Source organism: Mesorhizobium sp. WSM4810, from assembly GCF_055811235.1.
The window spans coordinates 59,634-82,945 of sequence record NZ_JBVVQV010000009.1 but is presented as its reverse complement, the minus strand read 5'-3'; the positions used below and the strand labels follow the sequence as shown (position 1 = coordinate 82,945).

Sequence of the window (23,312 nt, the reverse complement as noted above, 5' to 3'; positions counted from 1 at the left end):
AATGTCGAAGAGCAACACCATCCTTTATCTCGACGGCGTCTCGGTTTCCTTCGACGGCTTTCGCGCCATCAACAATTTGTCGCTGGTGCTCGACAAGGGCGAGATGCGGGCGATCATCGGTCCCAACGGCGCCGGCAAGACCACGATGATGGACATCGTCACCGGCAAGACGCGCCCCGACGCGGGCGAGGTTTACTTCGATGGGCAGGTCGACCTGACGAAACATGACGAGGCCGAGATCGCCATGATGGGCATCGGCAGGAAATTCCAGAAGCCGACGGTCTTCGAAAGCCACACGATCGAGGACAACCTGATGCTGGCGCTGAAGGGCCCACGCTCGATCTTCCCGGCACTGTTCCATCGCCGCTCGGCTGCGGAGGCGCGGCGGATCGACGACATCCTCGGCATCATCCGGCTCGGTGACAAGCGCGACGAGCTCGCTGCCAATCTCAGCCACGGCCAGAAGCAATGGCTCGAGATCGGCATGCTTTTGGCGCAGGATCCGAAACTGCTTTTGGTCGACGAACCGGTCGCCGGCATGACCGACGCCGAGACCGAGGAGACCGCGCGGCTGCTCAGGGATATTGCCCGCGACCACTCGGTCATCGTCGTCGAGCACGACATGCATTTCGTGCGCGAGCTCGGCGCCAAGGTCACCTGCCTGCACGAAGGCTCGGTGCTTTCCGAAGGCTCGCTCGATTTCGTTTCGGCCGACGAACGTGTCGTCGAAGTCTATCTGGGGAGATGATCATGGTCTGGCGCGTTCCGTTCCATCATTTCGATCTTTCGCTCTTCAGGCGCTGGAGAAGGCGCTGACCATGCTCGAAGTCTCCAACGCCACGCTGCACTACGGCGCCGCCCAGGCGCTGCGTGGCGTCTCGCTGAAGGCCGGCGCCGGCAAGATCACCTGCGTGCTCGGCCGCAACGGCGTCGGCAAAACCAGTTTGATGAGATCGATCGTCGGCCACCACCGGCTGACGAGCGGAAGCGTTGCCTTCGAGGGGAAGGCGCTCGACCGGAGCGCGGCGTATGATCGCGCCCGGTCGGGCATCGCATTCGTGCCGCAGGGCAGGGAGATCTTCCCGCTGCTCACCGTGCGGGAAAACCTCGAATCGGGCTTTGCGCCATTGAAGCGCGCCGACCGCAACATCCCCGGCCACGTCTTCGAATTGTTCCCGGTGCTGAAGCAGATGCTCGGCCGCAGGGGCGGCGACCTTTCCGGCGGCCAGCAGCAGCAGCTTGCCATTGGCAGGGCACTGGTGATGCGGCCGAAACTGCTGGTGCTCGACGAGCCGACCGAGGGCATCCAGCCGTCGATCATCAAGGATATCGGCCGCGCCATCCGCTATCTGCGCGACCAGGCCGATATCGCCGTGCTGCTGGTCGAACAGTATCTCGATTTCTGCCGGGAATTGGCCGACGAGGTCAACATCATGGACCGCGGCCTGATCGTCCACACCGGCCCGGCCGAGGATCTCGACCGGGCGGATGTGAGGAAATTTCTTACGGTGTAGGGTTTATCCCATCGTCATCCTGGGGCGAAGCAAGGAGCAAAGCGACGCGGCGCACACCCCAGGATCCATGCCGTGCAGTCAGCCAAAGAGTGCAGCGGTCAAGAACAGAAGCCGTTTTCCAGCGTACAGTATCCTGGATTCTGCCCCGTGGCGACGCTCTGAAGTTACGGCATGGATCCTTGGGTCTTCACTCCGCTTCGCGTCGCTGCGCCCAAGGATGACGAAGTCGCGAGATCTGCTCAGTTTTTCTTCAACGACACCGTGTGCAACTCTGGCGCGCTGAAGATTGCGTGCTAGGCTTTACTTGGCCTTGTTGAGTCGGCCGCTTTCCGTATCAGTCACGTCGACAGATCAGGCGCAGGCTCAGCCGGCACGTTTCGTGCAAGCAGCCTCCTCCTGCGATCTGATCGTTGTTCAAACGCATTTGGGGCACTTGGGCCAGGGCAGCCGATGGAACGTTACGTCGAGGACTACCAGAAACGACGGCTTACCGAGCGCGTCGACATCATGACCGCCATCGATATTTTGAAATCGCAAGGATACGACCACGACCAACTGATCGCGGAGCTCACCAAGGTGTTCTTCGTCGATCTCGATGCCTACAACGAAGTCGTGGTGGCGGCATGACCGAAGGGGTGGATGCGCTGCGCCGCCAACGTCAGCCTGTGACGCGCTTCATCAGCGCCATGGCGCCGAACGGCGCGCGGGCCTTGCCTTCGGTAATGAAGTAGACGAACACATCACGCGGTTTGACCGGTGCTTCGGTTGAGGGATCGGCGCGCGGCAGGTCGGCCGGCGCCTTGCCCTGCGCCCAGCTCTTCGCCCGGGCCGCCCATTCGTCGAGCGCAGTTGGCGTGTAGCAGTCGGGATTGTCGTCGCTGCCGGTCTGCAGCCGGGCATAAATGAAATCGCCGGTGACGTCGGCGATCGCTGGATATTTGGTGTGGTCGGCGTAGACGATCGCGACCTTGTATTGGCGCGCCAGGGCGGCGAATTCCGACACGACGAAGCTGTCGTTGCGCACCTCGACCGCATGGCGCAGCGCAACGCCGTCCTGCTTTTCAGGCAACAGCTTGAGGAAAGCCTCGAAATCGTCCGGGTCGAATTTTTTGGTTGGCGCGAACTGCCACAGGATCGGCCCGAGCTTGTCGCCGAGCGCGGCGACGCCCGATCCCAGGAAACGCGTCATCGACTCGCCGGCCTCACCGAGCACGCGGCGGTTGGTGACGAAACGGTTGCCTTTCAGCGAATAGACAAAACCGTCCGGCGCCTCGTTTGCCCATTTGACGAAGGTCGGCTCCTTGAAGCTCGAATAAAAGGTGCCGTTGACCTCGATGCTCGGCACCTGCCGGGTCGCGTAGTGCAGTTGCCTCGCCTTGGACAACTTGTCGGGGTAGAAAGACTTGTCCCAGGGCTCGAAGGTCCAGCCGCCCATGCCGGCGCGGATTGTTCCAGATTGAGTCACAGTCGTCCTCCCGGGTTGAAATGGATCAGGCCGTAGCGAGCGTTTCGACAGCTTTAGCCATGTCGAAATGCGGATTGGGCGTAGGGTGCATAGGCGGCTTGCGTCAGCCGGACGACAGCATCAAGATCACCGGCAAGCGCTCTTCTGATCCTTATTTGAGGATTTTCCAAACGCCAGCCAGTCTTCGCTCACTCCGCCGCTTCGCGCTTGCCTCCGGGGCGCCGCTCCAAAAGTTCCCTGAGGAACTGGCCGGTGTAGCTGCGTTTTTCGCGGACGATATCCTCCGGCGTGCCTGAGGCCACCAACTCGCCGCCGCCGTCGCCGCCCTCGGGACCGAGGTCGAGCACCCAGTCCGCGGTTTTTATCACCTCGAGATTGTGCTCGATGACGACCACCGTGTTGCCCTGATCGACCAGCTCGTGCAGCACTTCCAAGAGCTTGGCGACATCGTGGAAATGCAGGCCGGTGGTCGGCTCGTCGAGGATGTAGAGCGTCTTGCCGGTCGCCTTGCGCGACAGTTCCTTGGCCAGCTTGATGCGCTGCGCCTCGCCGCCCGACAAAGTCGTCGCCTGCTGGCCGACATGGATGTAGCCGAGGCCGACCTGCTTCAGCGTCTCCAGCTTGTCGCGCACGCCGGGCACGGCGGCGAAGAAATCGACGCCTTCCTCGACCGTCATGTCGAGCACGTCGGCAATCGACTTGCCCTTGAACAGAACGTCGAGCGTCTCTCTGTTGTAGCGCTTGCCGTGACATACGTCGCAGGTGACATAGACGTCGGGCAAAAAGTGCATCTCGATCTTGATGACGCCGTCGCCCTGGCAGGCTTCGCAGCGACCGCCCTTGACGTTGAACGAGAAGCGGCCTGGCTGATAGCCGCGCGCCTTGGACTCCGGCAGGCCGGCGAACCAGTCGCGGATCGGCGTGAAGGCGCCGGTATAGGTGGCGGGATTGGAGCGCGGCGTCCGTCCGATCGGCGACTGGTCGATATCAATGACCTTGTCGAGGAATTCGAGGCCCTCGATGCGGTCGTGCTCGGCCGGGTGCTCGCGCGAGCCCATGATGCGGCGCGACGCCGCCTTGAACAAGGTCTCGATCAGGAAGGTCGACTTGCCGCCGCCGGAGACGCCGGTGACGGCGGTGAAGGTGCCGAGCGGGATTTCGGCGGTAACGTTCTTCAGATTGTTGCCGCGCGCGCCGACGATCTTCAGGCGCCGGTTCTTCTTGGCCTCGCGCCGCACCGCCGGCGTTGCCACTTCGAGCTCGCCGGACAAATATTTGCCGGTGATCGAGGCGGGGCTGGCCATGATCTGCTGCGGCGTTCCCTGCGCGATGATGTGGCCGCCGTGGATGCCGGCGGCCGGGCCGATATCGACGACATAGTCGGCATGCAGGATGGCGTCTTCGTCATGCTCGACGACGATCACCGTGTTGCCGATGTCGCGCAAATGCTTCAGCGTGTCGAGCAGGCGCGCATTGTCGCGCTGGTGCAGGCCGATCGACGGCTCGTCCAGCACATAGAGCACGCCGGTGAGGCCGGAGCCGATCTGCGAGGCCAGCCGAATGCGCTGGCTCTCGCCGCCCGACAGCGTGCCGGAATTGCGCGACAGCGTCAGGTAGTCGAGCCCGACATCGTTGAGGAAGCGCAGCCGCTCGCGGATTTCCTTGAGCACGCGCACCGCGATCTCGTGCTGCTTGTCGCTGAGTGCGGCGGGCAGCTCGGTGAACCATTGGTCGGCCTTGCGGATCGACAGCTCGGTGACCTCGCCGATGTGCTTGCCGGCAATCTTCACCGCCAGCGCTTCCGGCTTCAGCCGGTAGCCGCGGCAGGCCGGGCAAGGCGTGGCCGACATGAAGCGCTCGATCTCCTCGCGCATCCAGGCAGATTCGGTTTCCTTCCACCGCCGTTCGAGATTGGGGATCACGCCTTCGAAGGTCTTTGTCGTCTGGTAGGAGCGCAGCCCGTCATCATACTGGAAAGTGACCTCGCGCTCGCCGGTGCCGTGCAGGATGGCTCGCTTTGCCTCTTCGGTCAGGTCCCGGAACTTGTCCCCGAGCTTGAAGCCATAAGCCTTGCCCAGCGCCTCGAGCGTCTGCACGTAATAGGGTGAGGTCGATTTCGCCCATGGGCTGACGGCGCCGGCGCGCAGCGACAGATTGTCGTCGGGCACGATCAGGCTGGCGTCGATGGCGCGCTGGCTGCCGAGGCCGTCGCAGGTCGGGCAGGCGCCGAACGGGTTGTTGAAGGAAAACAGCCTGGGCTCGATCTCGGGAATGGTGAAGCCTGACACCGGGCAGGCGAATTTTTCGGAGAACAGGATGCGCTCATGCGTCTCATTCTTCGATTTGTTGACCGAATCCTCGCCGGTCTGGCTGGCGTCGAGCGGCCGGTCGGCGAATTCGGCCACCGCCAGCCCGTCGGCGAGCTTCAGCGCGGTCTCGATGGAATCGGCAAGCCGCGTCGCCAGATCGCCGCGCACGACGATGCGGTCGACGACGACGTCGAGGTCATGCTTGTACTTCTTGTCCAGCGCCGGCACGTCGGCGATTTCGTAAAAGACACCGTCGACCTTGACGCGCTGAAAACCCTTTTTCTGCAGCTCCAGCAGTTCCTTGCGGTATTCGCCTTTGCGGCCTCGCACCATCGGCGCCAGGATGAACAGACGCGTGCCTTCCTCGACCGCCAGCACGCGGTCGACCATCTGCGACACCGTCTGGCTCTCGATCGGCAGGCCGGTGGCCGGCGAATAGGGGATGCCGACGCGCGCGAACAGCAGCCGCATGTAGTCGTAGATCTCGGTGACGGTGCCAACCGTCGAGCGCGGGTTCTTCGACGTGGTCTTCTGCTCGATGGAGATGGCCGGCGACAAGCCGTCGATCTGGTCGACATCAGGCTTCTGCATCATTTCGAGGAACTGCCGCGCATAGGCCGACAGGCTCTCGACGTAGCGGCGCTGGCCCTCGGCATAGATGGTGTCGAAGGCGAGCGACGACTTGCCTGACCCCGACAGCCCGGTCATGACGATCAGGCTGTCACGCGGCAGGTCGAGATCGACATTCTTCAGATTGTGTTCGCGCGCCCCGCGAATGGAAAGATATTTATGGTCGGCCATCGCCGGTCGCCGCCTCAGATCTGGAATCTCGTGGGATGGCGGGTTGTCCCGGCCATCCCCTATGTAGGTAATTTCGCCACCGTTTCGAGAGAACTCTCGACCAAGCCTTTAACCGTCTTTCGCGCGGGCGAGCAAGCGGAAAGAACAAAGGCCGAACACGCTCCTGACAAATGCGTTCATGTAATCCACAGCCGACGTCGCGCTGCTCAAAACGGATGCAACTTTCGGATTCGCCACACAAGCGATCACGTTTTTGGTAAATCGGCTATCCAACTGTTGACGTCTCGGGCTCAGGGGGGCAGACTCCGAACGTCACCGAAGCCGACCGTCTTTCGATGGCCTCGCCGCCCCAAGGCGGCCTGCGAGACGCCGCAGGCTTTGCGATATGCGCTTCGGACGACACCAGTCGCAATGGACAGAAAAGGAGAGCAGAGGAATGACTCCACCGGACAGTCCCTTGAGGCTCCACGTGTCGCTGGAGCCGCGGCAGGCATAAGTGCCAGGGCTAGGCGTTTTGCGCCGCCCGACAAACCGTGACCTGCCGATCCCATTAAAATCAGAGACTACTAGTCGGATCGTCGGCTGAATGCCGCGAAGCATCCGAAATCAAAAGCCGGCAGTGTACTCCCGGCGAGTTTGGATTTCAGATCCAAAAAAAGCCCCGACCGTTTGCGGAAGCAGCGGCGGGGCTGTTCGTTTCAGAGCCGCAGGCGCACGAGTGCCTTGAGATTGTGGCAGCGATGGAGGCCGATGGAGGTGTCCTATCACCGGGGGCCTTCATCGAGCCCGCGCCGACATCGAAAATTATGCTGCCGGAAATCCTGACATCGGTATCGCCGATCTTGAACTGGCCGTTGCTGGGCACGGCCTCGTCGGGTTCGGCAGCCGGCTTGGCGATGCGATAGTCGTTGGTCACACCGGGCAGCGTGCCGTTCTGCGAAGGCGGTGAACTGTCTTCGGCGAACGCCGCGCCGGAGGTCATCGCCGCGACGGCGATACCGACAATCAGCCGGTGCGAGCAAATGCGTGAGATCTCAGACATCGGCGGACTGTATCGCCGCACTCTGGCCGAAGCCAGACCGGTGGCGATCAAACTAGCCGAACGGCTGACCGACGTTGCTTATGAGCCGGCTACCCTTTCACGCCGCTCTCTTACGCGTGTCAAAAACATGGTCGACAAGGCCCCATGTCTTTGCCCCCGCGGCGGTCATGAAATGATCGCGGTCGAGCGTGCGTTCGACTTCTTCGAACGTGCGACCACAGTGGTGCGCGTAAAGCTCGGTCATGCGCCGCTTGGTCCTGAGGATGCCTTCGGCGTGGCGCTGGATGTCGGAGGCCTGGCCCTGGAAACCGCCTGACGGCTGGTGCAGCAGGATGCTGGCGTTGGGCAGCGCGATGCGTCGCCCCGGGGTGCCGGCCATCAGCAGGAAGGAGGCCATCGAGGCGGCAAAGCCCATGCAGACGGTCGATACCGGACTGCTTATATACTGCATCGTGTCGTAGATGGCGAAACCGCTGGTCACCACGCCGCCCGGCGAATTGATGTAGAGGGAAATCTCCTTATCGGGATTGTCGGATTCCAGCGACAGGAGCTGGGCACAGACCAGCGCCGACACATTGTCGTCGATCGGACCGTTGATGAAGACGATGCGCTCGCGCAGCAGCCGCGAAAAAATGTCGAAGGCGCGTTCGCCGCGGCTCGACTGCTCGATCACCATCGGCACCAGATTGGCAAAACCGCTCATCGCTTTTCTCCGTTGTGCTGCTCAGGCCGCGCGCAGGACGAGGCGAGGCGTGTTTGCGGCTATGGTCTGTCTTGGGCTGTGTGCGTTGAGCGAAACCCGGCAACCGGCGCCGGCAATCGCAGGCGTGGCTACTCGCGCAAATCCGTTGTGGACGATGCGCAGATGGGTGCCGCCCGACACAGTGCGGTCGAGCGTGAAGGTGACGATACTGTCCAGCGGGCTGGTGAGCGGATCCGCTGTATCGCCAGGCGCCGGCCGCTCCCGCCAGGAATAACGCAGCAGGCGTTCGGGCTCGGCGTCGAGGATTTCGCACTCGATCGGTGCATCCGCCTTGGCAAAGGCAAAGCGGCCGCCGATCTCCGGCTTGATGTCGTTCGGCATCATCCAGGCCGCGAGCAGGTCCGGCACAGTCAGCGCCCGCCACACTTTTTCCGGCGGATCTGGAAGCTCGCACTCGAACTCGATTGAATCTGCCGCCATGTCGGAATGCTGTTTTGCCGTCATTGGTCCATATCCTTCAAAACCGCCTTGAGCCGTTCGATACGCTCGGGCCAGAACGCACGGTAACGCTCGATCCAGCCGAGCAGAGGGTCAAGCCCTTGCGGATCGGCGCGATAATAGGCGTTGCGGCCGGCTCGCCGCTCGGCCACCAGGCCGGCGCCGCGCAGCACTGCAAGATGCTGCGACACGGCCGGTTGCGACACGCTCATGCCGCTGCGCAGTTCCGACACCGTCATCTCGCCGGCGGCGAGCCGTTCGTAGACGGCGCGGCGCGTCGGGTCGGCAAGCGCTCGAAAAATCTCGGCTTCGATCATGGCGGAAGCATAAGTCTACGCTTATTGATTTGGCAAGCAGTCTTTTCGCGCCCATATGGAACGGCACGGCGGAACCCGTCGATTGCTGACATTCCTTGACAATACGGATTGATGGTTATAGAACGAAAAGAGAACAAAAACCTTGTGGGAAAAGCCAGCCACGGCAGGCGGGGAATGTCCGCAGTCTATAAGGTGGGAGCGAGAAAATTTGTTTCGGATGAGCGCGGAGAAGTATCATGGCGGGTAGCGTCAACAAGGTCATTCTGGTGGGCAATCTCGGGGCGGACCCGGAAATCCGCCGTTTGAATTCGGGTGAGCCGGTCGTCAACATCCGCGTCGCCACGTCGGAAAGCTGGCGCGACAAGACTTCCGGCGAGCGCAAGGAAAAGACCGAGTGGCACAATGTCGTGATCTTCAACGATCAGCTCGCCAAGGTCGCCGAGCAATATCTGAAGAAGGGTGCGAAGGTTTATGTCGAGGGCCAGTTGCAGACGCGCAAATGGCAGGACCAGACCGGCAATGATCGCTACACGACCGAAATCGTGCTGCAAAAATTCCGTGGCGAACTGCAGATGCTCGACGCACGCGGGCAGGGCGAGGGCGGTCAGGTCGGCAGCTATGCCGGTGGCGGCAGCAGCCGCGGTTCCGATTTCGGCCAGTCCGGCCCGGGCGAGAGTCTCAATCGCGGCGGCGGCAACAAGGGTGGCGGCGGTTCGTCGCGCGAACTCGACGACGAAATTCCGTTCTGATCGCTTGGAGCGAGCGGCTCTGCGCGAGCTGACGGCCAGCTATTTGAGGCCACGCATTGGCGTCCCGAAAATCTATCTTGGATTTTCGGGACGTTGTGCGTTTGAGCGGTGTGCGGTGAAAGGACGTATCAGGTGAAAGCACGGGTCAAATGGGTCGAGGAGCGCACTTTCGTCGGCGAGTCCGGCAGCGGTCACAAGGTGGTGCTGGGAACCGCGTTCGGACCGGATGGCAAGACGCCGGGGCCGAGCCCTATGGAACTGGTGCTGCTCGGCACTGGCGGCTGCTCGGCCTATGATGTCGTCCACATCCTTGAAAAGGGCCGCGAGGCGGTCGAGGACTGCGTGGTCGAACTCGATGCCGACCGGGCGGAGAAGGAGCCGCGGGTGTTCACCCGCATCCATATGCATTTCATCGTCGAGGGCCGCGCGCTTTCGCATGACAAGGTCAGGCGGGCAATCGATCTTTCGATCGAAAAATACTGCTCGGCCTCGGCAATGATGGCCAAGACCGCCGAGATCACCCACGACTTCGAAGTTATTGATACGACGGCGAAGTAGGATAGCGCCCGCCAGTGGCGGTTCGTTGCGCGAGATGGACAACGTAAATGACGGCCTCGGCAATCAAGCGCGAGGCCGCTTTCATTTTCATGCTGCCATCAACGCCTTGACGCCGTCGGCGACAAACTGCACGGCAAGCGCCGCCAGGATGACGCCGAGTAGCCGGGTTAGGATCGAGCGGCCGGTCTGGCCGAGGATACGGTCGATGCGCTCGGCCAGCACGAACACCAGGTAGGTGAGGACAAGGCAGATCGCGATGATGCCGACAAGGGCTGCCTGCGCGCCCAAACCTGGTAACGAGCCGGACAGCAGGACTGTCGCTGAAATCGCCCCCGGACCGGCGATCAGCGGGATCGCCAGCGGAAAGGCGGCGATGTTGTGGATCATGTCCTTGGTGATGGCGACGTCGCCGATCTTCTCCTTGCGGTCCTGACGGCGCTCGAACGCCATTTCGAAGGCGATGAAGAACAGCAGGAACCCGCCGGCGACGCGGAACGCCGGCAGCGTGATGCCGAACACCGACAGGATCGATGCGCCGGCGATTGCAAACACCGCCATCACCAGGAAAGCGATGATCGAGGCACGCACGGAAACCTGGTTACGCTCCTCGCGGTTCATGCCGCGCGTCACGGCGAGGAAGAGCGGCGCCAGGCCAGGCGGGTCGATGGTCACCAGAATGGTGACGAAGGCGTTGAACAGGCTGTCGAAGCTCGGCATCTCTGACCCTCCCCGCCGGGCGGTGCCCGAGACCCCAGCATTGGTAGAGCAAAGCGGCGTCAGGGGGAACCGTGCAGGTCAGGCGCTGGCGACGCGCCGCGCCAGGAACTCGACTTCGAGCCGCCAGGTCGCGCCATCGTCCTGCGAGCGTTCGCCCAGCCAGCGGAACGAATTTTCGGTGATCCGAGAAAAGCTCCAGCGCACCGAGGCGCCGGTGCCGTCGGCGCCTTGCTGGACGATGGTGTCGCCCTCGGCGCGGCCGAGCTGGCGGCTGTAATACTGGGTGCGCGGATCGCTCCAGAAAATATGCCAGGCGTCGGCACCGGGGTCATAGACGCGCAGTGTCGTGCCATAAAAGGTCCATTTGCCGAGCGAGTTCTGTGCGCCACTGTCCCGCGCGGGCAAGATCCATACGTCCTGGATCGCGCGGCCCTCGAGCACCCAGCCGAAATGCACCTCGCCGCGTCCGGTCAGAACCTGGCCGTCTTCGAGATGGCGCGTGGCATCGAACGTCCAGGCGCCGACGAAGCGGCCGTAAAGGTTCAGTTTTTCGGCAAGGCCTGCGGATGGCCCGTCACTGTGCAGGGCTTCGGCAAAGGAGGATGAATTGAACATGGTTTCTGCCCACATTGTCAGGAGACCGGGAAGAATAGGCCCTGGCAGTCTTCTTGCGCTTGGGAAAAATTGCTATCTTTTGGCCATGACGACGAGCGTGCATACACTGGCGTCCGGAAAAGGCTGGCGGGTGTCGGACGTGGTCTGCACTGCCGGCGTCGCTGATCGCCCGTTCGAGGAAGAGCATCGCAGCTTCTGTGTCGCAGTGGTGACCAACGGCACCTTCCGCTACCGCGCACGCCAGGGCACGGCGATGCTGACGCCGGGCGCAATTCTGCTCGGCAACCCCCGCACTTGCTACGAGTGTGGGCACGAGCATGGCGCCGGCGACCGCTGCATCTCCTATCATTTCAGCCCGGCCTATATGGAACAGATCGTCGCCGATGTGCCGGGCGCGAAGAAGCTGGCCTTCAAGACGCCGCTTCTGCCGCCCTTGCCGGGGCTGGCACGGCTGCTGGCCGAGGCGGAAGCCGCGCGCGAGATGGCCGACATCGAGGCGTTCGAGGAACTCGGACTGCGGATTGCCGGCGCAGCCGTCGCCTCCGGTCTCACGCCCGCTGCCCGTTCACCGAGCCGCCGCGATCAGAAACGCGTCGCGGAGGCGGTGCGGCGCATCGAAAAGGATGCCGAAAGCCCGGTCTCGCTCGCCGAGCTTGCAAGCGAAACGGCGACCAGTCCTTACCATTTCCTGCGCAGCTTCCGGCATGTCGCGGGCATGACGCCCTACCAATTCGTGCTGAAAACCCGGCTGCACAGGGCGGCGGTGCGGCTGCGCATGTCGGACGAGGCGATCTCGACGATCGCCTTCGAAGCCGGGTTCAACGATTTGTCGACCTTCAACCACCGTTTCCGCCGCGTGATGGGGGAGGCGCCCGGCGCCTACCGGCTCCGGCGGCGAGGCGATAAATTGCCGAACGCATCCGTGGTTCCGGCTTTGTGAAGCAAAAAATTGGCCTGCCAATGAGCTTTGCCCCGGCGGCCACGAAAGCGCCTCGGCCATATCGTCGCAATCAGTGATATCCTTTTGAAATCACCACAAAAACCGACACTGGAAAACTGCCGCGGACGTTGGAGTTTCGGCCCGGCTTCCTATATAAGCACCGAGTGATTCCCGATTTGATTGTGACCTGATTTGACCGACCAGAAGACACCGCGCGGCGCCGACGGCGGGCCCACCGGCATCGAGCCGATATCCATCATCGAGGAGATGCAGCGCTCCTATCTCGATTACGCGATGAGCGTGATCGTCAGCCGTGCGCTGCCCGACGTGCGCGACGGGCTGAAGCCGGTGCATCGCCGCATCCTCTATGCCGCCCATGAGAGTGGCTACCACTGGAACCGCAAATATGTGAAGTCGGCCCGCCCGGTCGCCGACGTGATGGGTAAATACCATCCGCATGGCGACGCATCGATCTACGACGCTTTGGTGCGGATGGCGCAGGACTGGTCGCTGCGCGTGCCGCTGATCGACGGGCAGGGCAATTTCGGCTCGATCGACGGCGATCCGCCGGCGGCGATGCGTTACACCGAATCGCGGCTGACCAAGGTCGCGCATGAGTTGCTGGAAGACATCGACAAGGACACCGTCGATTTCCAGGATACTTATGATGCGTCCGGCAGCGAACCGAAAGTCCTGCCGGCGCGCTTTCCGAACCTGTTGGTCAACGGCTCCGGCGGTATCGCCGTCGGCATGGCCACCAACATCCCGCCGCACAATCTGGGCGAGGTCTGCAACGGCGCCATTGCCCTCATCGACAATCCGGCAATCGATCTGCCGGCGCTGATGGAGATCATTCCAGGGCCGGATTTCCCGACCGGCGGCATCGTGCTCGGCCGTTCCGGCATCTACAGCGCCTATTCGACCGGCCGCGGCTCCATCGTCATGCGCGGCCGCGTCAATGTCGAGGCGCGCGGCAACGACCGTGAATCGATTGTCATCACCGAGGTTCCCTACCAGGTGAACAAATCGTCGATGATCGAGAAGATGGCCGAGCTGGTGCGCGACAAGCGCATCGAAGGCATTTCCGACATCCGCGACGAGAGCGACCGCCAGGGCTACCGTGTCGTCATCGAACTGAAGCGCGACGCGGTCGCCGACGTCATCCTCAACCAACTCTACCGTTTCACGCCGCTGCAGACGTCGTTCGGCGCCAATATGGTGGCGCTGAACGGCGGCAAGCCGGAATTGCTGACGCTGACCGACATGCTGAAGGCGTTCGTCGCCTTCCGCGAGGACGTGATCAGCCGGCGCACGAAATTCCTGCTGCGCAAGGCGCGCGACCGCGCCCATGTGCTGGTCGGCCTTGCCATTGCCGTCGCCAATATCGACGAAGTGATAAAGCTGATCCGCAGCGCGCCGGATCCGCAGACGGCGCGCGAGCAGTTGATGGAGCGGCGCTGGCCCTCGGGCGACGTCGAATCGCTGATCCTGCTGATCGACGATCCGCGCCACCGCATCAACGAGGACGGCACCTACAATCTGTCCGAGGAACAGGCGCGCGCCATCCTCGAACTGCGCCTGCAGCGGCTGACCGCGCTCGGCCGCGACGAGATCGCCGACGAGTTGAACACGATCGGCGACGAGATCAAGGACTATCTGGACATCCTGTCGTCGCGCGCCCGCATTCAGCAGATCGTCAAGGACGAGCTTGCCGCCGTGCGCGACGAGTTCGGCACGCCGCGCCGCACCGAGCTGTCCGAGGGCGGGGCGGATATGGAAGACGAGGACCTGATCCAGCGCGAGGACATGGTCGTGACGGTCAGCCATTCCGGCTATATCAAGCGTGTGCCGTTGTCGCTCTATCGGGCGCAGCGCCGCGGCGGCAAGGGCCGCTCCGGCATGTCGACCAAGGAAGAGGATTTCGTCACCCGGCTGTTTGTCGCCAATACGCACACGCCGGTGCTGTTCTTCTCCTCGCGCGGCATCGTCTACAAGGAAAAGGTGTGGCGCCTGCCGATCGGCAACCCGCAGTCGCGCGGCAAGGCGCTGATCAACATGCTGCCGCTGGAGCAGGGTGAACGCATCACCACCATCATGCCGCTGCCCGAGGACGAGACCAGCTGGGGCGGGCTCGACGTGATGTTCGCCACGACGCGCGGCACGGTGCGCCGCAACAAGCTGTCGGATTTCGTCCAGGTCAACCGCAACGGCAAGATCGCTATGAAGCTGGAAGAGGAGGGCGACGAGATACTCGGCGTCGAGACCTGCACCGACAATGACGACGTGCTGCTGACTGCAAGCTCCGGCCAGTGCATACGTTTCTCGGTCAGCGACGTGCGCGTTTTCCAGAGCCGCAACTCGGTCGGCGTGCGCGGCATCGCCATGGCTGCCAGCGACCGGGTGATCTCGATGGCGGTGATCGAACATGTCGATGCGTCGCCGGCCGAGCGCGCCGCTTATCTCAAGCGGGTGGCGGCCGAACGGCGGCTCGCCGCCGGCATTGCGGCGGGCGAGGACGAAGACTTCCAGCTCACCAATGAGGAGGTCGGCGAGGAGACGGAGCTTTCCGACGAGCGCTACGAATTCCTCAAGGCACACGAGCAGTTCGTGCTGACGGTGACGGAATATGGCTACGGCAAGCGCTCGTCTTCCTATGATTTCCGCCAGATAGGGCGCGGCGGCAAGGGCATCCGCGCCACCGATGTGTCGAAAGTGGCTGAGATCGGCCGCCTGGTGGCGACTTTCCCGGTCGGCAATGACGACCAGATCATGCTTGTCTCGGATGGCGGCACCGTCATCCGCGTGCCGGTCAACGGCATTCGCTTCGCCAGCCGCGCCACCAAGGGCGTAACCATCTTCAACACGGCCGACGGCGAGAAGGTCGTTTCGGTGGAGCGGATAACGGAACCGCAGTCGGACGAGGAAGCAGAAGAGAGTGTCGAGGGCGACGCAACTCTGGATACCGGCACTGAAGGCGCTGGCCCGGACAATAACGCCGAGTAGGTCTTGATGAGCAATGCCGGCCCGATGGACCGGCGCCGTCAACCGATAGTGGCCGGTCTAGAAGTGGCGTGAAGGCTTGCGGATACCGAAGCCTCCGAATCGCTTGGCATTGGACTTGGCGCGGACGCGCTCTGCTTCCTGATGCAGCCCGAATACGGTGGCGATCAGCATGGCGATGGTCATTGCGGTGGCGAGCATGTAGATCAGCATGTGCGTGTTCTCCTGCACCTAGCAACGATCAAATGGGGGTTTGGTTTCATCTTCTGAAGCTGCAATCTAATGAACGCTGCGTGAAGCCTTCGTGATCGGCCCATTCATTGGTCGTTCATCTCGGCCAAAAGGTTCACTCAAAGCGCATCGCGATTACCGTGGCTCAGGCGATGCGCTTTGAAGCCCCGTTTGGGTGGATGCCGTTGTTCCAAACCGCTGCGCACCCTCGGGTCAGGCCCCAAAGGCAGGCGTTTGCGGCGACTTGCATTGGCGGCTCGCCGATCGGATTTGCCTTTGCGAGAGAGGCTCGCTAGAAGCACCTGCCATGACCGAACGCATCGCCCTTTATGCCGGCTCCTTCGACCCGCCGACCAACGGCCATCTCGACGTGCTGAAGGCGTCGCTGGCTGTGGCGGACACCGTCTATGCAGCGATCGGCATTCATCCCGGCAAGAAACCGCTGTTCTCGTTCGAGGAGCGGGTCGGCCTCATCGAAGCTGCGACGAAGGCCGAATTCGGCCGCGACGGCGCGCGCATCAAGGTCGTCGCTTTCGACGGGCTGGTCATCGACGCTGCCAGGAAGCAAAGCGCCTCGATCATGATCCGTGGCCTGCGCGACGGCACCGATCTCGACTACGAGATGCAGATGGCCGGTATGAACGAGACCATGGCGCCGGAACTGCAGACGGTTTTTCTGCCCGCCAGCCCTTCGGTGCGAACCATTACCGCCACACTTGTCCGTCAGATAGCCTCGATGGGCGGCGACATTCGCCCCTTCGTGCCGGCGGCCGTGGCTGGCGCACTCACCGCCAAATTCGCGAAATAATGCATGTCGCCTAAAGTGGATACACGGTTGGGGCAACGACATGCGTGAAACAAAGGTTTTCGGAGAAAGATCCATGCAGCTCAAAAGGCTCGCCACCTGCTTTGTCGTTGTTTTCGGTCTTGTGACAGCATCCGTTTCGGCGTTCGCCGCCGATCCGGAAAACACGATGATCATCGCGCTTAAGGACGGCGACGTGACCATCGCGCTCAGGCCCGATCTCGCGCCGAAGCATGTCGAGCAGATCAAGAAGCTGGTGCGCCAGGGCGCTTATGACAACGTCGCTTTCCACCGTGTCATCGACGGCTTCATGGCGCAGACCGGCGACGTGAAGTTCGGCAACATGAAGAACGGCTTCAGCGCCGACGCTGTCGGCACCGGCGGTTCCGATCTTCCCGACCTGCCGGCCGAATTCTCGAAGACCGAGCGCTATCAGCGCGGCGTGGTCGGGATGGCCCGCTCGCAGGATCCGGATTCCGCCAATTCGCAGTTCTTCATCATGTTCGCGCCGGCGCCGCCGCTCGATGGCCAGTACACCATCGTCGGCAATGTCGAGAACGGCATGGAGTTGGTGGACAAGATCAAGAAAGGCGACGCGGCGCAGAACGGGGTCGTCACCGATCCCGATCGCATGATCAAGGTGCGCATCGCCGCCGACGGCAAGTAAACCCATTTATTTCAAAAGGATATTCTGACATGGCCGAGATCAAGGACCGCGAGAACGCGCTCATCATGGAAACGACCAAGGGCAAGGTCGTCATCGAACTGTTTCCCGATCTGGCGCCTGGCCATGTCGGCCGCATCAAGGAACTGGCGCGCGAAGGCGCTTATGACGGCGTGGTGTTCCACCGCGTCATCGACGGTTTCATGGCGCAGACCGGCGACGTGAAATTCGGCAATTCCAGCAAGCCCTCTTTCGCACCGGCGCGCGCCGGCACCGGCGGCTCCGACAAGCCCGACCTGAAGGCGGAGTTCTCCAACGCCAATCACGGCCGCGGCACCTGCTCGATGGCGCGCTCGCAGAACCCGAACTCGGCCAATTCGCAATTCTTCATCTGCTTCGACGATGCCGCCTTCCTCAACCGCCAATACACTGTCTGGGGCCAGGTCATCGAAGGCATGGACAATGTCGACAAGATCAAGCGCGGCGAGCCGGTACCGGATCCCGACAAGATCGTGTCGCTGAAGGTCGCGGCCGACGTGAAATGACCTCCTCGGCTGTCGCGGCTGTCACTCGGATACTTGCCGCGGCGGCCGCTCCGGCGCTGGCGACGGGGTCGATCGCTGGCGCCTGGGCGGTGGCCTGCCCGGAATTTTGAGGCGGGATTTTCTTGCGCGTCGATCTTTTCGACTTCGATCTGCCGGAGGAGCGCATCGCGCTTCGACCGGCAGAACCGCGCGACAGCGCCAAAATGCTGGTCGTCAGGCCGGGTGAAGGTCTCGAAGATCGGACGGTGCGCGAGCTGCCGTCGCTGCTCGAGACCGGTGACGTGCTGGTCTTCAATGACACCAAGGTCATTCCGGCACAGTTGAAGGGCATCAGGCGGCGCGGCGAAGCGGCGGCGCAAATCGAAGCCACGCTGCACATGCGGGTGGCGCCGGACCGCTGGCTGGCTTTCATGCGGCCGGGCAAGCGCATCGCCGCCGGTGACCGCATCCATTTCGGCCATGACGCCAATTCCTGCTTTCTCGGCCAGCTCGATGCCACGGTGATCGAAAAAGGCGAGGCCGGCGAGGCTTTGCTTGGTTTTGACCTCTCAGGTGCGTTTCTCGACGAGGCGCTGCACGCCGTCGGCCACATTCCGCTGCCGCCTTATATCGCTTCGAAGCGCGACGACGACGAACGCGACCGCAGCGACTACCAGACCATATATGCCAGGGAGGAGGGGGCTGTGGCGGCCCCCACTGCCGGCCTGCATTTCACGCCCGAGCTTTTCGCCGCCCTCGATGCCAAGGGCGTCGAACGGCGCTTCGTCACCCTGCATGTCGGCGCCGGCACGTTCCTGCCGGTGAAAGTCGACGACACCGCCGATCACAAGATGCATGCCGAGATCGGTTCGGTCAGTCCGGAAACCGCCAGGGCGCTGAACGCGGCAAAGGCGCGTGGCGGGCGCATCATCGCCGTCGGCACGACATCGTTACGCCTGCTGGAGAGCGCCGCGCGGAAGGACGGCACGCTGGCCGGATGGTCGGGTCCGACCGATATCTTCATCACGCCCGGCTATCGCTTCAAGGCCGCCGACATGCTGATGACCAATTTCCATCTGCCGCGCTCGACGCTGTTCATGCTGGTTTCGGCGTTTTGCGGTCTGGAAACGATGCGTGCGGCCTATGCGCATGCCATCGAGAACCGCTACAGGTTCTACTCCTACGGAGATGCAAGTCTGCTGCTCAAGCAGGAGAACGATGGACGCGCGCCCGGTATAGAACAAGGAATTCAATGACTAAAGCGTTCACCTTCAAGGTGCTGGCGACCGACGGCAAAGCGCGGCGCGGCTCCATCACCATGCCGCGCGGAGAAATCCGCACGCCGGCCTTCATGCCGGTCGGCACCGGCGGCACGGTCAAGACCATGTATATGGATCAGGTGCGCGGCGTCGGCTCCGACATTATCCTTGGCAACACCTATCATCTGATGCTGCGGCCGGGCGCCGAGCGTGTGGCGCGGCTTGGCGGTCTGCATGAATTCGCCCGCTGGCCGCACCCGATCCTGACCGACAGCGGCGGCTTCCAGGTGATGTCGCTGTCGAAGCTGAGGAAACTGACCGAAAAGGGCGTCACCTTCCGCTCCCATATCGACGGCGCCGCCTATGAGATGTCGCCCGAGCGCTCGATCGAAATCCAGGGACTGCTCGGCGCCGACATCCAGATGCAGCTCGACGAATGCACCGCGCTGCCGGCCATGGAGAAGGAGATCGAGCGGGCGATGGAGCTGTCGCTGCGCTGGGCCGAGCGTTGCAGGACGGCGTTCGGCGACCAGCCGGGCAAGGCGATGTTCGGCATCGTCCAGGGCGGCGACATACCGGCCCTGCGGCTGCGCTCGACGCAGGCGCTGAAAGCGATGGACCTCAAGGGCTACGCGATTGGCGGGCTGGCGGTCGGCGAGCCGCAAGCGGTGATGCTCGAAATGCTCGACATCACCTGCCCGGAGCTGCCGGCGGACAGGCCGCGCTATCTGATGGGTGTCGGCACGCCCGACGACATTTTGAAATCGGTGGCGCGCGGCATCGACATGTTCGATTGCGTGATGCCGACACGCGCCGGCCGTCATGGCCTCGCCTATACAAGGCGCGGCAAGGTCAATCTGCGCAACGCCCGCCATGCCGACGATCGGCGGCCGCTGGACGAGGAGAGCGACTGCCCGGCCGCCAGAGATTATTCACGCGCCTACCTGCATCATCTGGTCCGCTCGCAAGAGGCGTTGGGAGCGATGCTTCTGACCTGGAACAATCTTTCCTACTACCAGAAGCTGATGCAGGATATTCGTGCCGCCATCGAAGCCGGCGCGTTTGAGGCGCGGGCGGCAGAGATTTCCGAGGGCTGGGCTAGGGGCGATATCCCGGCGATGTGATCGAGCCCTCAGGTGCTCAGCAGAGATGCACGGTTTCAGCGCCCGCGTACATCCGCCGTTTGGCTGCACTAAGGCTTCCCCCAGGTCGGTTTCTGCCTGAGCGCTGTCCTGATGCTTGAAAGCCGGGCGGCAGTCTGCCACAAGGGCGGCCTAAGCGGGCAAGCTGAGCAGGATCGGGCAATGAAGGCATTTTTCGTGCAGATAAAGTGCGATCTGGGCAAGTCCTATGACGTTGCCGGCGCATTGGCCGATGCCGAGATCGCCTCGGAAATCTACTCGACAGCCGGCGACTACGATCTGCTCGCCAAATTCTATGTCGACGACGATGAAGACATCGGCCACTTCGTCAACGAGAAGGTGCAGATTCTTCCCGGCATCAAGGACACGTTTACGGTCGTCACCTTCCGCGCGTTCTGAGCGGTGCCTGCCACCTGCCCGGGCACAAGGCAAAGCCTGACCCAGCCATATCGGCGCTGCCCTAATTTTAGGCAGGTCGCGACATACTGATCGCCAACATCCTCCAAATCACCGATTGCGCTTGATTTTCTCCGGTGACGCCAGTGAAATGGCCTCACAGGGAGTAAGCGATTGGCAGCGTTCGACGAAATGCTTCCGGAAATCTCCGGATTGAGAAAACCGTATTCGGCTTACGATCGCTGGCTGAAGGAGCAGGATCCGGCCAGGCTTACCGAAAAGATGCAGGACGCCGAACGCGTCTTTCGCAAGACCGGCATCACCTTTGCCGTCTATGGCGAGCAGGAAGCCTCCGAGCGCCTTATCCCCTTCGACATCGTTCCGCGCATCATTTCCGGCAATGAATGGCGACGGCTGACGCAAGGCATCGAGCAGCGCGTCCAGGCGCTGAACGCCTTTCTCGACGATATCTACCACCGCCAGGAGATTTTGCGCGCCGGGCGCGTCCCCAAGGAATTGATCGCCAAGAACGAGGCATTCCTGCCGGAGATGATCGGAGTGCGGCCGCCGGCCGGCGTCTATACCCATATCATCGGCGTCGATGTCGTTCGCATCAGCGAGAACGAATTCTACGTGCTGGAGGACAATGCGCGCACGCCGTCCGGCGTCTCCTACATGCTGGAGAACCGCGAGACGATGATGCAGCTCTTTCCCGAGCTGTTCCAGCAGATCAAGGTGCGGCCGGTGGAAAACTATCCGCAGCTCTTGCGCCAGTCGCTGGCGGCAGTGCGGCCGCAAAGCACCAAGGGCGCGCCGACCATTGCCGTGCTGACGCCGGGCAGCTTCAACTCCGCCTATTTCGAACATGCCTTCCTTGCCGACCAGATGGGTGTGCAGCTTGTCGAGGGGCAGGATCTGCGCGTCGTCGATGGCCACGTCGCGATGCGCACGACCGAAGGCTACAAGCAGATCGACGTGCTTTATCGAAGGGTGGACGATTCTTTCCTCGATCCGCTGACCTTCCGTCCGGACTCGGCACTGGGGGTGCCGGGCATCATGGATGTCTACCGTGCCGGCAACATCACCATCGCCAATGCACCGGGAACCGGCATCGCCGACGACAAGGCGATCTATTCCTACATGCCCGAGATCGTTGAATTCTACACCGGCCGCAAAGCGATCCTCGGCAACATCCCGACCTGGCGCTGCTCGGAGCCGGACAGCCTGAAATACGTGCTCGAACATATCGACGAGCTGGTGGTGAAGGAGGTGCATGGCTCCGGCGGCTACGGCATGCTGGTCGGGCCGGCGGCGACCAAGAAGGAATGCGAGGATTTTTCCAAGAAACTCGCGGCAAGACCGTCGAACTACATCGCCCAGCCGACGCTGGCGCTGTCGACCTGTCCGATCCTGACCGACAAGGGACTGGCGCCGCGCCATGTCGATCTCAGGCCCTACGTGCTGGTATCTGATCGCATCCAGATCGTGCCGGGCGGGCTGACGCGTGTGGCGCTGAAGGAAGGCTCGCTGGTGGTCAATTCGTCCCAGGGCGGCGGGACGAAGGATACGTGGGTGCTGGATGATTAAAGTGGGAAGTAGCGAGTAGGGAATAGCGAGTAGCGAATAGGGGTGTGCGACGGCGATCAATTCTTACAGGGACCTGATTGTTTGGAAGGCAGCCATCGAATTGGCGGTAGATTGCTATTCTGTGACGACAGGGTTCCCGAGCAAGGAAGCATACGGAATGACCTCTCAGATAAGGCGCTCGGCGGCGTCAATCGCAGCAAACATCGCGGAGGGTCACGGACGAGAAAATACGGGAGCCTTCATTCAATTTCTGCGCATTGCTCAAGGTTCTCTTAAAGAATTGGAAACGCACCTGATCTTGTCCGGGAGAGTGGGCTTGGTGGTTGAGAAAGAGGGTGGTCGGTTGCTTAACCAAACCGAGGAGATCGGAAAAATGTTGCGTTCGATGATCAGGAGTCTGCAACAGAAGTCATGAAGTCTTTTTTCCCCTATTCGCTATTCGCTATTCGCTATTCGCTCGAGATCGAGGCAGATTGAGATGCTTCTCGGCCGCACCGCCAACGGGCTCTACTGGATGAACCGCTACATCGAGCGGGCGGAAAACATGGCGCGGCTGGTCGATGCCGGGCTGCGCATGGCGCTGACCCGCACCCAGAACGCCTCCGAAGAGTGGAATTCGGTGCTGCTCAGTGCCGGTTCGGACGCTGCCTTCACGCAGAAATATTCCGACTATACCGCCGCCAACGTTGCCGATTTCCTGCTGCGCGACACATCCAACCCGTCGAGCACGATGACGTCGATCGAAACGGCCCGTAACAATGCCCGCATGGTGCGCACCGCATTGACGCGCGAGACCTGGGAGAGCATCAACGAAGCCTGGATGTCGCTGAAGCGCATGCTGGCCAAGCCGATCGACGAACGCGACCTGCCCAGCGTGCTCGACGCGATCAAGCGCGAAACGGCACTGATCCGCGGCTCGTTCTACGGCACCATGCTGCGCAACGAGATCTTCGATTTCTCGCAGCTCGGCACTTATGTCGAACGCGCCGACAACACGGCGCGCATCCTGGACGTGAAATACTACGTGCTGTTGCCGTCGATCTCGTGGGTCGGCTCCACGCTCGACAACTACCAGTGGGAATCGATCCTGCGTTCGGTGTCGGCGCATCGCTCCTATCGCTGGGTCTACGAGGCCGACTACAAGCCGAGCAACATTGCCGACTATCTGATCCTCAACGTTCGCATGCCACGCTCGCTGACCTTCTGCTACCGCTTCCTGACGGAGCATCTCAGATTCCTGGGCGACGATTATGGTGAGCGCCATGCCTGTCATGTGACAGCCGGCAAGACCCAGGCCATGCTGGCCGCCGGCTCGATCAAGGACATATTCGACGCCGGCCTGCATGAATTCCTGGCCAATTTCATCCTCGACAACATCAGGCTCGGCGACGAGATCGCGCAGGACTACAGGTTTTATTGAGCATGATCCCGGAAAGTGGAAGCCGGTTTCCGGAAAAGATCATGCTCAGGGGACGA

At 62.2% G+C, this 23,312-nt stretch carries 25 protein-coding genes; 16 read left to right on the top strand and 9 right to left on the bottom strand.

The genetic code is table 11. From position 1 onward, the window contains the following. The first annotated feature begins 1 nt into the window (after position 1). The 3 genes from urtD to AC0L3O_RS15530 all read left to right on the top strand — a co-directional run bounded on the left by urtD (position 2) and on the right by AC0L3O_RS15530 (position 2,141). Positions 2–748, top strand: a complete 747-nt coding sequence (gene urtD / locus AC0L3O_RS15540; RefSeq protein WP_287174296.1) for an urea ABC transporter ATP-binding protein UrtD — start codon at positions 2–4, stop codon at positions 746–748. A 70-nt stretch (positions 749–818) separates the two neighbouring features. After that, positions 819–1,514 carry an urea ABC transporter ATP-binding subunit UrtE gene (gene urtE / locus AC0L3O_RS15535; protein ID WP_091593695.1) on the top strand — a complete coding sequence of 232 codons (696 nt, stop codon included), beginning with the start codon at positions 819–821 and terminating at the stop codon, positions 1,512–1,514. A gap of 450 nt (positions 1,515–1,964) precedes the next feature. Then, entirely contained in the window at positions 1,965–2,141 is a 177-nt protein-coding gene (locus tag AC0L3O_RS15530) for a hypothetical protein (RefSeq protein WP_128183072.1), read from the top strand. A 31-nt stretch (positions 2,142–2,172) separates the two neighbouring features. On the opposite strand, the gene AC0L3O_RS15525 is transcribed toward AC0L3O_RS15530, so the two are convergent. The 6 genes from AC0L3O_RS15525 to AC0L3O_RS15500 form a co-directional block, all read right to left on the bottom strand. Further along, complete coding sequence (locus tag AC0L3O_RS15525) at positions 2,173–2,979, bottom strand: DUF72 domain-containing protein (protein WP_473615971.1); 807 nt, start codon at positions 2,977–2,979, stop codon at positions 2,173–2,175. Positions 2,980–3,167: 188 nt separating this feature from the next. Beyond that, the gene (gene uvrA / locus AC0L3O_RS15520) at positions 3,168–6,089 is read right to left on the bottom strand and encodes an excinuclease ABC subunit UvrA (RefSeq protein ID WP_473615969.1); all 2,922 of its coding nucleotides are present in this window, start codon (positions 6,087–6,089) and stop codon (positions 3,168–3,170) included. A 643-nt stretch (positions 6,090–6,732) separates the two neighbouring features. Then, positions 6,733–7,182, bottom strand: a complete 450-nt coding sequence (locus tag AC0L3O_RS15515; protein ID WP_473615968.1) for a hypothetical protein — start codon at positions 7,180–7,182, stop codon at positions 6,733–6,735. Between the two features lie 46 nt (positions 7,183–7,228). Beyond that, complete coding sequence (locus AC0L3O_RS15510; RefSeq protein WP_473615967.1) at positions 7,229–7,834, bottom strand: ATP-dependent Clp protease proteolytic subunit; 606 nt, start codon at positions 7,832–7,834, stop codon at positions 7,229–7,231. A gap of 21 nt (positions 7,835–7,855) precedes the next feature. Further along, complete coding sequence (locus tag AC0L3O_RS15505; protein ID WP_287238104.1) at positions 7,856–8,338, bottom strand: SRPBCC family protein; 483 nt, start codon at positions 8,336–8,338, stop codon at positions 7,856–7,858. After that, a complete protein-coding gene (locus AC0L3O_RS15500; RefSeq protein WP_287214918.1) occupies positions 8,335–8,649 on the bottom strand; it encodes an ArsR/SmtB family transcription factor in 315 nt (104 codons plus the stop codon). Before AC0L3O_RS15500 ends, AC0L3O_RS15505 begins: the two co-directional genes overlap by 4 nt. 236 nt (positions 8,650–8,885) lie before the next feature. Here AC0L3O_RS15500 and AC0L3O_RS15495 point away from each other — a divergent pair, with 236 nt between their 5' ends. Both AC0L3O_RS15495 and AC0L3O_RS15490 read left to right on the top strand, forming a co-directional pair. Continuing rightward, entirely contained in the window at positions 8,886–9,398 is a 513-nt protein-coding gene (locus AC0L3O_RS15495; protein ID WP_287238107.1) for a single-stranded DNA-binding protein, read from the top strand. 132 nt (positions 9,399–9,530) lie between these two features. Continuing rightward, a complete protein-coding gene (locus tag AC0L3O_RS15490; RefSeq protein ID WP_473615965.1) occupies positions 9,531–9,956 on the top strand; it encodes an OsmC family protein in 426 nt (141 codons plus the stop codon). An 87-nt stretch (positions 9,957–10,043) separates the two neighbouring features. Here AC0L3O_RS15490 and AC0L3O_RS15485 read toward each other — a convergent pair whose 3' ends face one another. Both AC0L3O_RS15485 and AC0L3O_RS15480 read right to left on the bottom strand, forming a co-directional pair. Then, complete coding sequence (locus AC0L3O_RS15485) at positions 10,044–10,673, bottom strand: MarC family protein (RefSeq protein WP_473615964.1); 630 nt, start codon at positions 10,671–10,673, stop codon at positions 10,044–10,046. A gap of 78 nt (positions 10,674–10,751) precedes the next feature. Further along, complete coding sequence (locus tag AC0L3O_RS15480; protein WP_473615963.1) at positions 10,752–11,288, bottom strand: hypothetical protein; 537 nt, start codon at positions 11,286–11,288, stop codon at positions 10,752–10,754. A gap of 85 nt (positions 11,289–11,373) precedes the next feature. On the opposite strand from AC0L3O_RS15480, the gene AC0L3O_RS15475 reads away from it, so the two are divergent. Next, positions 11,374–12,228, top strand: coding sequence for a helix-turn-helix transcriptional regulator (locus AC0L3O_RS15475; RefSeq protein WP_473616036.1), 855 nt, complete (start codon positions 11,374–11,376; stop codon positions 12,226–12,228). A gap of 192 nt (positions 12,229–12,420) precedes the next feature. After that, positions 12,421–15,231, top strand: a complete 2,811-nt coding sequence (gene gyrA, locus AC0L3O_RS15470) for a DNA gyrase subunit A (RefSeq protein ID WP_473615961.1) — start codon at positions 12,421–12,423, stop codon at positions 15,229–15,231. Positions 15,232–15,288: 57 nt separating this feature from the next. On the opposite strand, the gene AC0L3O_RS15465 is transcribed toward gyrA, so the two are convergent. Continuing rightward, complete coding sequence (locus AC0L3O_RS15465; RefSeq protein ID WP_084646649.1) at positions 15,289–15,441, bottom strand: hypothetical protein; 153 nt, start codon at positions 15,439–15,441, stop codon at positions 15,289–15,291. A 325-nt stretch (positions 15,442–15,766) separates the two neighbouring features. On the opposite strand from AC0L3O_RS15465, the gene coaD reads away from it, so the two are divergent. The 9 genes from coaD to AC0L3O_RS15420 all read left to right on the top strand — a co-directional run bounded on the left by coaD (position 15,767) and on the right by AC0L3O_RS15420 (position 23,256). Continuing rightward, entirely contained in the window at positions 15,767–16,267 is a 501-nt protein-coding gene (gene coaD / locus AC0L3O_RS15460; protein ID WP_473615960.1) for a pantetheine-phosphate adenylyltransferase, read from the top strand. Between the two features lie 73 nt (positions 16,268–16,340). After that, positions 16,341–16,931 carry a peptidylprolyl isomerase gene (locus tag AC0L3O_RS15455; RefSeq protein ID WP_473615959.1) on the top strand — a complete coding sequence of 197 codons (591 nt, stop codon included), beginning with the start codon at positions 16,341–16,343 and terminating at the stop codon, positions 16,929–16,931. 29 nt (positions 16,932–16,960) lie between these two features. Further along, a complete protein-coding gene (locus AC0L3O_RS15450; RefSeq protein WP_091593716.1) occupies positions 16,961–17,473 on the top strand; it encodes a peptidylprolyl isomerase in 513 nt (170 codons plus the stop codon). A gap of 122 nt (positions 17,474–17,595) precedes the next feature. Further along, the gene (gene queA / locus AC0L3O_RS15445; RefSeq protein ID WP_473615957.1) at positions 17,596–18,708 is read left to right on the top strand and encodes a tRNA preQ1(34) S-adenosylmethionine ribosyltransferase-isomerase QueA; all 1,113 of its coding nucleotides are present in this window, start codon (positions 17,596–17,598) and stop codon (positions 18,706–18,708) included. Then, the gene (tgt, locus tag AC0L3O_RS15440) at positions 18,705–19,835 is read left to right on the top strand and encodes a tRNA guanosine(34) transglycosylase Tgt (protein WP_473615956.1); all 1,131 of its coding nucleotides are present in this window, start codon (positions 18,705–18,707) and stop codon (positions 19,833–19,835) included. The genes queA and tgt overlap by 4 nt, the downstream gene beginning before the upstream one ends. Before the next feature lie 180 nt (positions 19,836–20,015). Further along, positions 20,016–20,252, top strand: a complete 237-nt coding sequence (locus AC0L3O_RS15435) for an Lrp/AsnC ligand binding domain-containing protein (RefSeq protein WP_027151945.1) — start codon at positions 20,016–20,018, stop codon at positions 20,250–20,252. A 171-nt stretch (positions 20,253–20,423) separates the two neighbouring features. Continuing rightward, entirely contained in the window at positions 20,424–21,836 is a 1,413-nt protein-coding gene (locus tag AC0L3O_RS15430; RefSeq protein WP_473615955.1) for a circularly permuted type 2 ATP-grasp protein, read from the top strand. 55 nt (positions 21,837–21,891) lie between these two features. Further along, positions 21,892–22,251: a four helix bundle protein gene (locus AC0L3O_RS15425; protein WP_077384036.1), complete on the top strand. Its 360-nt coding sequence runs from the start codon at positions 21,892–21,894 to the stop codon at positions 22,249–22,251. A gap of 63 nt (positions 22,252–22,314) precedes the next feature. Continuing rightward, the gene (locus AC0L3O_RS15420) at positions 22,315–23,256 is read left to right on the top strand and encodes an alpha-E domain-containing protein (RefSeq protein WP_023801177.1); all 942 of its coding nucleotides are present in this window, start codon (positions 22,315–22,317) and stop codon (positions 23,254–23,256) included. Positions 23,257–23,312 lie beyond the last annotated feature (56 nt).

Excerpts from the sequence above, each read along its gene's own strand:
- urtD (WP_287174296.1), top strand. The coding sequence starts at position 2 with ATGTCGAAGAGCAACACCATCCTTTATCTCGACGGCGTCTCGGTTTCC.
- AC0L3O_RS15495 (WP_287238107.1), top strand. The coding sequence starts at position 8,886 with ATGGCGGGTAGCGTCAACAAGGTCATTCTGGTGGGCAATCTCGGGGCG.
- AC0L3O_RS15480 (WP_473615963.1), bottom strand. The coding sequence starts at position 11,288 with ATGTTCAATTCATCCTCCTTTGCCGAAGCCCTGCACAGTGACGGGCCA.
- AC0L3O_RS15485 (WP_473615964.1), bottom strand. The coding sequence starts at position 10,673 with ATGCCGAGCTTCGACAGCCTGTTCAACGCCTTCGTCACCATTCTGGTG.
- coaD (WP_473615960.1), top strand. The coding sequence starts at position 15,767 with ATGACCGAACGCATCGCCCTTTATGCCGGCTCCTTCGACCCGCCGACC.
- AC0L3O_RS15465 (WP_084646649.1), bottom strand. The coding sequence starts at position 15,441 with ATGCTGATCTACATGCTCGCCACCGCAATGACCATCGCCATGCTGATC.
- AC0L3O_RS15505 (WP_287238104.1), bottom strand. The coding sequence starts at position 8,338 with ATGACGGCAAAACAGCATTCCGACATGGCGGCAGATTCAATCGAGTTC.
- AC0L3O_RS15420 (WP_023801177.1), top strand. The coding sequence starts at position 22,315 with ATGCTTCTCGGCCGCACCGCCAACGGGCTCTACTGGATGAACCGCTAC.
- AC0L3O_RS15475 (WP_473616036.1), top strand. The coding sequence starts at position 11,374 with ATGACGACGAGCGTGCATACACTGGCGTCCGGAAAAGGCTGGCGGGTG.
- AC0L3O_RS15510 (WP_473615967.1), bottom strand. The coding sequence starts at position 7,834 with ATGAGCGGTTTTGCCAATCTGGTGCCGATGGTGATCGAGCAGTCGAGC.
- urtE (WP_091593695.1), top strand. The coding sequence starts at position 819 with ATGCTCGAAGTCTCCAACGCCACGCTGCACTACGGCGCCGCCCAGGCG.
- tgt (WP_473615956.1), top strand. The coding sequence starts at position 18,705 with ATGACTAAAGCGTTCACCTTCAAGGTGCTGGCGACCGACGGCAAAGCG.
- AC0L3O_RS15530 (WP_128183072.1), top strand. The coding sequence starts at position 1,965 with ATGGAACGTTACGTCGAGGACTACCAGAAACGACGGCTTACCGAGCGC.
- AC0L3O_RS15500 (WP_287214918.1), bottom strand. The coding sequence starts at position 8,649 with ATGATCGAAGCCGAGATTTTTCGAGCGCTTGCCGACCCGACGCGCCGC.
- AC0L3O_RS15450 (WP_091593716.1), top strand. The coding sequence starts at position 16,961 with ATGGCCGAGATCAAGGACCGCGAGAACGCGCTCATCATGGAAACGACC.
- AC0L3O_RS15435 (WP_027151945.1), top strand. The coding sequence starts at position 20,016 with ATGAAGGCATTTTTCGTGCAGATAAAGTGCGATCTGGGCAAGTCCTAT.
- AC0L3O_RS15455 (WP_473615959.1), top strand. The coding sequence starts at position 16,341 with ATGCAGCTCAAAAGGCTCGCCACCTGCTTTGTCGTTGTTTTCGGTCTT.
- uvrA (WP_473615969.1), bottom strand. The coding sequence starts at position 6,089 with ATGGCCGACCATAAATATCTTTCCATTCGCGGGGCGCGCGAACACAAT.